The sequence below is a fragment of the Dysgonomonas sp. GY75 genome (genome assembly GCF_015234155.1).
In the GTDB taxonomy this organism is placed as follows: Bacteria; Bacteroidota; Bacteroidia; order Bacteroidales; family Dysgonomonadaceae; genus Dysgonomonas; species Dysgonomonas gadei.
This window is the reverse complement of record NZ_JADCLQ010000051.1, coordinates 23,537-35,305: the sequence shown is the minus strand read 5'-3', so window position 1 is coordinate 35,305 and position 11,769 is coordinate 23,537. Positions and strand designations below refer to the sequence as shown.

Genomic DNA, 11,769 nt, shown 5'->3' with positions numbered 1-11,769 from the left:
ATGTATTATAAAACATATTCATTTACTTAATTGTGAGACAACAATGAAAAAAATAATATATTTATTAGCCTGCCTTCCGCTATTTATTATGATGGCATGCGGCGATTTTCTGGACGAAGAAAATCACTCGAAGATGACACCTGAGTCATTCAGTACACCACAAGGTTTCGAACTTGGATTGAACGGCGTATATGGTGGAATGAGAGCCTTTTATGGACCTATCAGTGCTATTCATATGATAACTGTGCCCGGAACCGACGAATTCTATAGCCGTTCTTCGGGCGACATCTATAATTTTGGTAATTATACAACGAATTATAAGCCTAATTCCGGTTATATTTATGACTATTGGAGAAGTTCATATACCCTGATTAATACTTGTAATGGCCTTGTTCACTTCGGCGAAAGTATGACTGATATTCCTGAAGCCAAAAAGATAACCATGCTGGCTGAGGCCAGATTTTTCAGGGCATTGCTTTATTTCCGTTTGGTGCAGTTTTTCGGCGATGTGACATTGAACCGCACATACAACGACGTTGTGGTGAAAACAGCTAAGCGTGACCCGATGGCCGATGTTTACGACTTTGTTGTCGAAGACCTGCTGTATTGTACAACTCCCGGTAATCTGCCTGTCGGCCCTAAAGATACCCAGCCCGGACGTGTTACCCAGGCATTAGCCCGTCATCTTCTGGCAAAAGTATATCTTACACGTGGATGGAGTAGCGCAGCTAAAGCCACCGATTTTCAGAATGCATATGATATAGCAACAAAGCTGATAGAGGATGGAGACCGGACAGGGGTTAAACTGATGGGAAAATATGAAGATATTCATAAACCCGGAAATGAAAACAATCAGGAAATACTCTTTAATGTGCAAATGACAGACGACCCTATTTATGGTGTTCCGGAAAAGGATTCGGGTATGAATAACCTTGCTCATATTTTTGTTGCAGGCTACTTTAACTTTAATGGTAGCGGCAATATTCAGCAGATAGAGGACGGGCGTGTTTACGCGCGTTATCACGGAACCACTTGGCTATACAACACGGTTTTTGGTGATATAGACAAAGACTCACGTTATCATGGTACCTTCCAAAGCAAATGGACAGCTCCGGTTGATTTCAGTAATAAAAAGCAGGAATTCTATGTTGGTGACAACAAGTATTCTGCAATCAGAAGTGGCGCAAAAGGCGAGCTTGCAGGCTATCTCCCGGGTAAGAATATGACCAAAGAGGAGATAGAGTCGGCAAATTACTATATACTTACTCCGGAGAATTATACCGATCCTAACTTCCCTACAATGAAGAAATATTTGGACCCTAACCGGACAAGCCTTTCATTCGACTCCCGTCGTACAATTATCGTGTACCGTCTGGCGGAAACGTATCTTATTGCCGCCGAAGCGGCTTTCAAACTCGGAAATAATTCGACTACCGACGGAGCAGCCTATTATATCAACGAACTTCGTAAGAGGGCTGCCTCGAAGACCGAATATGTTAATGACCTGATGATTTCCGCAGCGGATGTAACCATCGATTATATTCTGGATGAAAGAACACGTGAGCTTTGCGGCGAACAGTTGCGCTGGCTCGACCTTGTACGCACAAAGAAATTGGTAGAACGGGTGCGGAAGTATGGTTTCTTCACCACAAAATGGACAAATCATACCTTACCTAAAGATAACATACAGGATTTCCATGTATTACGTCCGATCCCTCAGAAACAGATAGAGTCTGTTATTGTAGGGGATCCTTATCCGCAACAACCTAACGGATGGGATAAAATGTAAATCCTTTCAGTAAATCATACAGGCGTATGGGTTTGGTGTACGCCTGTATCAGATTTTGAGATTCATGTAAGGGCATTCTGAAAATACAAAACTGAAAATAGAGGCAATATTAATGCCCTAAGAATTGACATCAATAAATAAAAAAGATAATGAGAGTTTGTTATAAGCATTTAATTTTTACGTTTTTAATTCTGATATTTTGTGAATCGGCGTTTTCTCAGGGACGCGGGTATCTCCTTTCTTTAAAATCTGGTATGGGACATGGAGGAACAGCCCAATGGCTCATGAAAAAGGCAGGAGATGTCGGCGATAGGGCAGAAGATGTTTCCAGCGTCGGATATGGTACAAAGGGATGGGCAGAAGCGATTGTTCCCGGTACAGTACTCAATTCGCTGGTGGCCCAGGGACTCTATCCAGAACCCTATTTTGGCCTGAATAACAAAATAACAAGTGGATTAATCCCCGATTTGAGTACCGCAGGGCGTGATTTTTACACCTATTGGTTTCGTACCGAGTTTGACGGGCTTGAATGCGTGAAGGGCGAACGTATGTGGATGCAGGTGGATGGAATAAACTACCGGGCCGAACTTTGGCTCAATGGTAAAATGGCCGGCAATATAGCCGGAATGTTCCGTCAGGAATTCATCGATATAACAGACTATATCAATTCGGGTAACAAGAATGTGCTTGCAGTAAAAGTATATCCTGTAGATGAACCGGGCGGCCCGCGTGAAGGCGTTTCCAAATCGTGGGGGGCAATAGGCGAATTCCGCAATGGGGGTAATGGGGAAATTGGCAAGAATGTAACAATGCTCATGACGGTAGGTTGGGATTTTACCTACCTCGATGGTATTCGCGACCGTAATACGGGGATATGGAAAGATATCAGTTTCTTTAAAACAGGGGAAGTTACGCTTAACCATCCCTTCGTGAAGAGCGATTTGCGAAAACCCGGTTATGACCATTCCCGCCAGACCGTAAGTATAGAATTGCACAACCCGGGATTCAGAACGCAAAAGGTGAAGATAAAAGGTGAAATACTGGGTGAAGGCATTACTTTCGAAAAGGAGGTTGAAATTTTACGTGGACTGACCAAAACAATAGAATTCAACGCTACCGATTTTCCTCAGTTAGCTATAGACAAACCCCGTCTCTGGTGGCCAGTTAATAAAGGCCCGCAGGAACTTTACACCCTTTCTGTAAAAGCGGAAGTAGGGGGCGAACTTTCTGATTCGATAACGACCCGTTTCGGTATCAGGGAAATTACATCGCACACAGATACTCCCGATAAGTCGCGCACATTCAGGGTGAACGGAAAAGATATCTTTATCAAAGGGACTAACTGGTTGCCGGAAAACATGCTGCGTATGTCTGACGAGCGAACTTATGCGGAGCTACGCTATACAGCACAATCGGGCGTAAACCTGATTCGCTTCTGGGGTGGCGGTATCACAGAATCTGACTACTTTTTCGATCTGTGCGATGAGCTGGGAATAATGGTATGGAAGGAATTCTGGATGACAGGTGATACGAAGCACCCTATCGACAGGGCCCTACATTTGCAGAATGCGGAATCGACCGTTAAACGTGTACGGAATCATCCGTCACTGGCTTATTATGTATGTTCGAATGAATCAACCGAAATGTCCGGTCTCGAAGAATTACTTCAGCGGATAGACGGCACACGCGGTTACCAGATGGAATCGGAATGTTGCGGGATACACGATGGCAGTCCATATAAAACGGTCAATCCGATGAGGCATTATGAAAACACGGCATCCGAACGTGGCAGCCGGGTAGACGGGTTCAATCCCGAATATGGCGCGCCGTGTCTCCCTACTGTTGAATGCCTGCGTGAAATGATGCCGGAAAAAGACCTCTGGCCAATCAATACGGAGGTATGGGATTATAGTGATGGAAATGGATTTCACCAGATGTCGTCACTCTATGTAGACTTGGTGGATGAGTACGGAAAGTCGGAAAGCATAGACGAATTCGCGATGAAAGGGCAATTTGTAGGAGCAATGAGTTACAAAAGTATCTGGGAGGTCTGGAACTATAATAAACTGAATTATGGAGACCGTTACACTTCCGGTGTCCTTTTCTGGTATCACAATTCTCCTGTCCGTCAGGTTTGCGGGCGTATGTGGGACTGGTCGCTCGAACCTACGGCAGCGCTCTATGCGGCGGCAAATGCATGCGAACCGTTACACCCTCAGTTCGACTATCTGAAAAATACCGTATCGGTGATAAACGACTATTATAAAGCCTTTTCCGGTTATAAGGTTACAGCTGAAGTTTTCGATATCAACTCAAAACAAGTATGGAAAAATCAGGCTTCGATAGATCTTCCCGAAGATGGGGCTGTAAATGACGTATTTAAGATTGATTTTCCTGAGAATATTTCACCCGTCCATTTTATCAAACTACGCCTTTTCGATAACACGGGAAAGGAAGTGGGCAGTAACTTCTACTGGCGTTCCACGAGCGTATATGAAGGGATGAAGTCTATGACAGGACCTACGACTGCAGGTTTCCAAAGCATAAAAGACCTTGCTCCAGCTAAAGTGTCGATGAAATACAAAACCCGTGTAAGCGAAGGAAAGCATTATATAGACATCGAGCTGAAAAACACGAACCGTTCAATTGCGTTCTTCACACAATTGCAATGGCTCGACCGGGCAGGCAAGCCTGTACGTCCTTCGTATTATACCGATAACTTCTTTAGTATGATGCCGGGAGAAAGCCGCAGCATAACAATAGAGACAGATAAAAAGAATCTTCCGGCAGATAATTATTCATTGATTCTGAAGGGTTTTAATGTTTCTCCGGTGAAAAATACTATTTTAGTAAAATGAAGAATATAATCTGATTTTAGAAAAACACTTTATCTATATAGTATTAACTTATAGTTCTTTGAAATAAATTTTAATATACTGGTTAACTCGGATAGGGCAAACGCATCAAAATTCATAAAGCTGTTTTCAACCTCCTATAGGGGCGTATTGCATACGCCCAGTTGTGATATTTTGTTATGCGGGCGTATGCAATACGCCCCTACAGGCCTTCGATAGAAGTTGAATAATTTGATGCGTTTGCCCTGTAACTCGGAAGTGACAAGTAGAAAACGGGAACGAAGATGTTACCTTTGTTACCTTTTTAGAAATTTTTGCAGGGGCTATATCTTGTATTTACCTCCTTCTCGAGTGAGAGGTAGGTACAAGAGTGCCCCCCCTGCAAGAATGGAAAAAGTAACTAAGTTGCGTCAAGGCTATAATGAGGGTTTGATGACTTGCTGTAGGGGCGTAATATTTTACGCCCGAATATGGGAATGATGCTATTAAAGCGGGCGGATGATAATTCACCCCTACAACAAGCCACTAATTATAAAACGTTATTTTTTGTTGACATGATACTAGAATAATAATGAAAAAGGTGTTACATGTGTTACTTTTTAACAAGTAATGAGTTTTAAGTAATAAGTTGGAAGTTATATGAGATACGAGTAGACAAGACACGGGATACAAGTTGTTAATCGTTAACTGACGAGATACTTCGCTCCACTCAGTATAACAATCAAATTATTAATTGTTCATTCTTAATTATTAATTGATTTTTCTGTTACTTCTGTTACCTTTTAACTATATATTGTAAATGAAGTTTAATTTAATAAGAGTTTGACTCGAAAAATTGTTAAATGTTGGTAGATTCGAAAATGTGAATATGTTACTTTCTGCGGTGTGATTAAATATGAAAAACAGAATTTAAATAATAAATATATATGGAACGAAGAAAATTTTTACGTAATGCGGGCATGCTGGGACTGGCTTCAATTGCAAGCAGCAGTATATCGGCAGGGGAAACAATATCCTCACAGACTATATCCCGGAAAGAGGGTATAAAAGTAGACGATCAGTGGGATGTTATTGTTGTCGGAGGTGGCCCTTCGGGATGTGCTGCAGCCACCGCTGCCGCACGCGAAGGAGCGAAAACTTTACTGATAGAAGGTACCGGAGCTCTTGGAGGAATGGGGACTTCCGGCCTGTTGAATGCATGGTGTCCTTTTACGGATAAGGAAAAGATTATTTATAAAGGGATAGCGGAAAAGGTATTCTTGGAAGCTAAAAAAGGAGTTCCTCACGTAAAAGGAGATGACTGGGTTCCGATCAACTCTGAATATCTGAAAGTGGTGTATGACGATCTGGTAACTTCGGAAGGGGTATCCGTTCTGTTCTTTACTACTATGGCTGCTGTGGAAATGAAGCAGGACGGAGTGGTTGACGCTATCATTGTGGGAAATAAGGCCGGTCTTACCGCATACAAAGCCAAACTGTTTATAGACTGTACGGGCGATGGCGATCTAGCGGCATGGGCCGGAGCTAAATTTGATACGGGCGACGGTAAGGGTGCTGTTCAGGAGGGTACGCTGTGCTTCGCACTGGCGAATATTGATCCGTATCAATTTTCGCTGATCGGTAGTGTGCATACCAGCAGGAAGGATGGCCCTATACATGAAATGCTAAAGTCGGGAAAATACGATCTGATAAAGGATAGTCACATCAATGACAAATATGCAGGGCCCGGATATCTGGCTTTTAATGCGGGTCATGTAACGGTGGATAGTACTAATCCGGTCTCACTCTCATCGGCAATGATGGTTGGCCGTAAAATAGCCCGGCAGTTTCAGGAAGGACTCGCCGAGTATGAACCGAAAGTATTCGCGGCTTCCTATCTCGCTACCACAGGCTCTTTGATGGGTATTCGCGAAAGCCGCCGCATTAAATGCGATTATACTTTTACAGTCGAAGACTGGCAGGCACGCAGAGAGTTTGAGGATGGTATCGGGCGTAACTCTTATTATATAGATATACATAAAAGCGATGCAAAAGAATATAAACGCTATGGAAAAGGAGAATCGCACGGTATACCTTTCAGAAGCCTTCTTCCGATAGGACTTAAAAATGTATTTGTGGCGGGGCGTTGTATCTCTACCGACCATTATGCACATGGCAGTCTGCGGGTAATGCCCCCATGTCTGGTTACGGGAGAAGCTGCAGGTGTAGCTGCCGGACAGATTTTTAAATCAACGACCCCCGATGTTCATAATGTTGATATTACTAAACTCAGGAGCCGCCTGAAAGAGGTCGGGCAATTATTATAATTGTTAGAGACTGTTTAAGTTTTATTTACACCATTTTTTTGTAGCTATTTTATAACTAAAAATCAATATCATGTTTCGAAAATTATTTACGTTATTACTTCTTTTACCATTCCAGTTTTTGTTTTCCCAGCAAAACCAGTTGACTAACTTTCCCAAAGGATTCACTCCCGAAGAAGTAGGGAAGCGTCTGGCGTATCATATTGTAGACGACAGGCATGACCTTTATGCGGGGAGGTATATTCATTATGCCGAAGTATGCACCTGGACCGGGGCTCTCGATTATGCCCTTCAAACAAAAGATCAGAAACTTATTAAACTTCTGCAGGAGAGATTCGAACCTTTCTTCACAAGGGAGAAAGTCCTGTTGCCTCCTATGAATCATGTCGATTACAATATGTTTGGCGGATTAGCCCTTAAACTTTATCAGATTACAAAAGACAAACGCTATCTGGATATGGGTATGGCCTATGCCGATACCCAATGGGAAGTTCCGGCCAATGCAAAACCGGAGGAAAAGGCCTGGGCGGAGAAAGGCTATTCATGGCAGACACGCTTGTGGATCGACGATATGTATATGATAACTTCTGTACAGGCCGAGGCGTATAAAGTGACCGGAGATTCCAGGTATATTGACCGCGCAGCAAAGGAAATGGTGCTCTATCTGGAAGAAATACAGCGACCTAACGGACTTTTCTATCATGCACCGGATGTTCCTTACTACTGGGGGCGGGGAGATGGCTGGATGGCTGTAGGTATGGCCGATCTGCTTGGTTATCTTCCTGCGGATCATAAAGACCGTCCACGTATAATGAAAGGCTATCTTACAATGATGGAGAGTTTGAAAAAATATCAGGCTCCTAGCGGCATGTGGAACCAATTGATTGACGAGCCTGACTGCTGGGTTGAGACCTCAGGATCTGCCATGTTTACCTATGCCTTTATAGTAGGAGTTAAACAAGGCTGGCTGGATGCTAAAGAATATGCTCCTGCCGCCCGGAAAGCATGGCTGGCAATGATTCCGTATATCGACGAGCGTAATAATGTAACTGAAGTATGTGTCGGTACAGGTAAGAAGAATGATAAGCAGTACTATTACGATCGTCCGCGCCTGGCGGGAGATTTTCACGGTCAGGCTCCTTATCTGTGGTGTACGGTTGCTCTTATGAAGAAATGAGTAGTGGAAATTGTAATATCTTGAATTTAGAAGCTGTTTGAGTTATATTACCTGCCTGTTTTGAGCTGATTTAAGATAGATTTTTAGCGTTTTTATCGCAGGTTTAGCGGGCTAAACCAAGAGAAAAAGGTTAAAAAGATGCTTAAAGCAGCCAAACAGAGGCTGGTAAAGGTCGTTAAAAATTTGTTTTTATTTATTCCGGTATAATTCAAACAGCTTCTTATATTTACAATATTGCGGATGGAAAATATTGATGCATTTTCTTCAGAATAAAAGCCATAAAAAGAAGGATTGGGAATTATTATTTTTTTTAACTTTGGTCAATTGATTTATTTAACAAAATAAGTATTCCATGAAACAATTTAAAATCCTTCTGATAATGGCTTTATCAGCTATATCCGCAATTGCATCGGCACAAAATGATAAACCGCTCCGCCTTGCTGTGGCAGGTCTTTCGCACGGACACTTATGGGAAGTCCTTTCCCGCCTCGACAGGGGTGATTTCGAAGTGGTAGGTATTGCAGAAAAAGATACTTCACTTTGGAACAATAAGACCTTACGGGCAAAAGTAGATAAGAGTAAATTCTTTGAGAATCTGGATGAAATGCTGGATAAAACCAAGCCCGAAGCTGTTATTGTTTATGAAAGCATATATGACCATCTGCGTGTAATCGAAGCCTGCGCACCGCGTGGTATACACGTAATGGTAGAGAAACCGCTCGCTACCACAACAGAGCAGGCAAAACGCATAGCAGAACTGGCTCGCAAGCATAATATAATGGTGCTTACCAACTATGAAACAACATGGTATGCCGCCAATCATAAAGCTTACGATCTGATTAAGAATGAAAATGCGATTGGCCGGATATCGCGTATAAATGTGTATGACGGACATCAGGGACCTGTAGAAATAGGTTGCGGCCCGGAGTTTCTCCGATGGCTTACCGATCCCGTGCTTAATGGAGGCGGTGCTGTTGTAGACTTCGGTTGTTATGGAGCAAATCTGAGTACATGGTTGATGGGAGGCAGGAAGCCTGTCAGCGTATCCGCCACATTACAGCATCTGAAACCGCAGGTTTATCCCAAGGTGGACGATGATGCGACTATAATGCTTGAGTATCCCGATGCCACAGTTGTTATCATGGCTTCGTGGAACTGGCCGATGAGTCGCAAGGATATGCATATCTACGGTGATAAAGGCTATATATATCAGGATAATGCAAATGATATGCGTGTATATTCGGATAAGAAAGAAAATAAGATGGTAGCCGAAAAGTTGACCGCACCGTACAACGATTCTTTCTATTACCTCAAAGCCGCTGTACGTGGCGAAATAGAGGTGAAGCCTACCGATCTGTCCTCTTTGGAAAATAACCTTATAGTTGTAGAGATACTCAATGCGGCCATAGAAAGCAGCAAGACGGGTAGGAGAGTGAAATTGTAGATCATCCAACCAAAATAATAAGATGGAGTTGTCTCAAAAGTCGGAGAGATAACTCCATTTATATTATTACAGTTTGTAATTTAAAATTTCCTGTATTGTTGATTATCCTGTTCGAAATTTGCGGGACTCGGTTATGACCGTGTAATAATGATAAGGTAAATGATTTTTATTCACCGATTACTGAAAAAAACGTATATTTGAGTCTGAAACAACAGATAAGGTCACAGACCTTTTTATTATTTTTTCATCTGCGAGAGGGATAGTTAGCTGTGTTTAAATAATGTTGTATTAAATACTTTGCTTTACTTATACGCTTATTCATAATATATAAATTTATTACTAGGATGATACTAAGTGCTTTAAAATATACCCGCTATGTAGGAGAACCCCGCGAATGGTGCATTGTGGGAAATGGTGGTGATTATGCTTATTTCAATAATATAAATCTATTGGTCGGAAAGAATGCTTCGGGTAAGAGCCGCACATTGAATGTTATTCGTGAAATTGCCGATTTACTATCGGGCAGAATAGATTTGAAATATGCGATCAGTCCGTCCGAATTGTTCGAACTGATATTTACCAATGGCAATAATGATAAATACAAGTATTCTTTGACCTTTAAGGACAGAATAGTAACAGATGAGGTATTGACTCTCAATAATAAAGTATTACTGAACAGGTCAAAAAAGATACTATTGAACCCTCAGGGAGAAAATATTCCGTTCGAAGTAGCCGATTTCGAAATCGCCATAGCGCAGTGCGATGCTGAAGGCAAACCCTATTTTGCGAATCTTGTATCATGGGGCGAATCATTAAAGAATTATCTGTTTGCTAATCAGTTGGAAAAGAATCGCCTGGTAAAAGATTATACCCAAATAGATGGGGACGATCATGACATAGACGACCCGGATGTACTCATATACACATTCTACAAGGGGCGGGAACTTTTTGGCGAAACATTTATATCGGAAGTTAAAGCCGGTATGCAGGAATTGGGTTATTCAATCACAAATATCGATATAAAGGAAACCCGTGGCGGCTTTGGTATCTTTATTGAAGAAGACGGGGAATATACAATCTCGCAGCGTGAGATGTCGCAGGGGATGTTCCGTGCCTTATCTTTGTTCATTATGTTAAGTTATGCCCGGCTGAGCGATATTTCCCTTTGCCTGCTTATCGACGATATGGGCGAAGGCCTCGACTTCGAAAGTTCGAAGAAGATGATGGATCTGGTTATTAAGAAAGTCAACAAATCGAATATGCAATTCTTTATGACGTCCAACGATAGGCAGGTTATGAACCAGATACCACTTCGCTACTGGTCTGTGATAGGGCGGGAGAGTAGTAAATCTATATTTTACGATTACACCAATTCGAAAGATACTTTCGACGATTTTAAATACACTGGACTGAATAACTTTGATTTTCTTGCCACGGACTTTTTCAAGAAAGGCTTTGGTGTTATAGATGAAGATAACGATTGATGAAACGGATTGCTTTTTTTGTTGAAGGACAGACCGAGCAGATTTTCGTTAATCGCTTGATAAAGGAAATTCTGGGAACTCAACAGATAAATATTATACAGAAACAGTTTCGCGGAGGAGTGAATATCCCGAAAGTAGAGATTGTGCGGAACTCTTCATTTTCGCGTAACCCGAAATACGAAGTGCTCATTTTTGACTGTGGTTCGGACAACCGTGTGAAATCTGAGATACTGGACAATATGGAGACTTTACGAAAAAACGGTTATGAAATGATTATTGGCTTACGCGACCTGTATCCGTTGCCGATAGACGATTTGGAAAAGCTGGAAAAAGGGTTGCGCTTTCTTCCAAACAAGCTGAAGAACGATGCTCATTATTTCGATGTCATTATAGCTGTACACGAAATAGAGGCCTGGTTTCTGGCAGAAACCAATCACCTCAGGAAAATCGACAAACGGCTTACAGGACGCTTCATAAAAGATAAGCTGGGATTCGATCCCTATGCTTCCGATCCGCAAGCAAGGGAGCATCCGGCCAAAGACCTCGATAATATTTATCGTCTTGTAGGTAAGTCGTATACTAAGAAATACAATGCAACTGCCCGTGTGGTCAATAAGCTGGACTTTAATTATATACGTTTTGACCTTCGTTATGATATCCGTCCACTGGACCGTCTGCTGAAAGCCATCGAGAATTTTAAAGGGAAGAAGTGATAAT

Annotated in this window: 7 protein-coding genes; all 7 read left to right on the top strand. The window is 42.2% G+C overall.

Annotation, left to right across the window (positions count from 1 at the left end):
• Window positions 1–43: 43 nt before the first annotated feature.
• A complete protein-coding gene (locus IR083_RS19220) occupies window positions 44–1,789 on the top strand; it encodes a RagB/SusD family nutrient uptake outer membrane protein (protein WP_194225514.1) in 1,746 nt (581 codons plus the stop codon).
• 149 nt (window positions 1,790–1,938) lie between these two features.
• Window positions 1,939–4,647, top strand: coding sequence for a glycoside hydrolase family 2 protein (locus tag IR083_RS19215; protein WP_194225513.1), 2,709 nt, complete (start codon window positions 1,939–1,941; stop codon window positions 4,645–4,647).
• A 923-nt stretch (window positions 4,648–5,570) separates the two neighbouring features.
• On the top strand, window positions 5,571–6,950 hold the full coding sequence (locus tag IR083_RS19210; RefSeq protein ID WP_006798251.1) for an FAD-dependent oxidoreductase: 1,380 nt from the start codon (window positions 5,571–5,573) through the stop codon (window positions 6,948–6,950).
• A gap of 70 nt (window positions 6,951–7,020) precedes the next feature.
• Window positions 7,021–8,124, top strand: coding sequence for a glycoside hydrolase family 105 protein (locus IR083_RS19205; RefSeq protein WP_194225512.1), 1,104 nt, complete (start codon window positions 7,021–7,023; stop codon window positions 8,122–8,124).
• A gap of 352 nt (window positions 8,125–8,476) precedes the next feature.
• On the top strand, window positions 8,477–9,568 hold the full coding sequence (locus tag IR083_RS19200) for a Gfo/Idh/MocA family protein (RefSeq protein WP_044215369.1): 1,092 nt from the start codon (window positions 8,477–8,479) through the stop codon (window positions 9,566–9,568).
• A 344-nt stretch (window positions 9,569–9,912) separates the two neighbouring features.
• Entirely contained in the window at window positions 9,913–11,052 is a 1,140-nt protein-coding gene (locus IR083_RS19195) for an AAA family ATPase (protein ID WP_006798248.1), read from the top strand.
• Complete coding sequence (locus IR083_RS19190; protein WP_194225511.1) at window positions 11,052–11,765, top strand: DUF4276 family protein; 714 nt, start codon at window positions 11,052–11,054, stop codon at window positions 11,763–11,765. The genes IR083_RS19195 and IR083_RS19190 overlap by 1 nt, the downstream gene beginning before the upstream one ends.
• The last annotated feature ends 4 nt before the right edge of the window (window positions 11,766–11,769 follow it).

What these genes read in the sequence shown, in the direction of transcription:
- IR083_RS19205 (WP_194225512.1), top strand. Translation starts at nt 7,021, where the DNA reads ATGTTTCGAAAATTATTTACGTTATTACTTCTTTTACCATTCCAGTTT.
- IR083_RS19190 (WP_194225511.1), top strand. Translation starts at nt 11,052, where the DNA reads ATGAAACGGATTGCTTTTTTTGTTGAAGGACAGACCGAGCAGATTTTC.
- IR083_RS19210 (WP_006798251.1), top strand. Translation starts at nt 5,571, where the DNA reads ATGGAACGAAGAAAATTTTTACGTAATGCGGGCATGCTGGGACTGGCT.
- IR083_RS19195 (WP_006798248.1), top strand. Translation starts at nt 9,913, where the DNA reads ATGATACTAAGTGCTTTAAAATATACCCGCTATGTAGGAGAACCCCGC.
- IR083_RS19220 (WP_194225514.1), top strand. Translation starts at nt 44, where the DNA reads ATGAAAAAAATAATATATTTATTAGCCTGCCTTCCGCTATTTATTATG.
- IR083_RS19215 (WP_194225513.1), top strand. Translation starts at nt 1,939, where the DNA reads ATGAGAGTTTGTTATAAGCATTTAATTTTTACGTTTTTAATTCTGATA.
- IR083_RS19200 (WP_044215369.1), top strand. Translation starts at nt 8,477, where the DNA reads ATGAAACAATTTAAAATCCTTCTGATAATGGCTTTATCAGCTATATCC.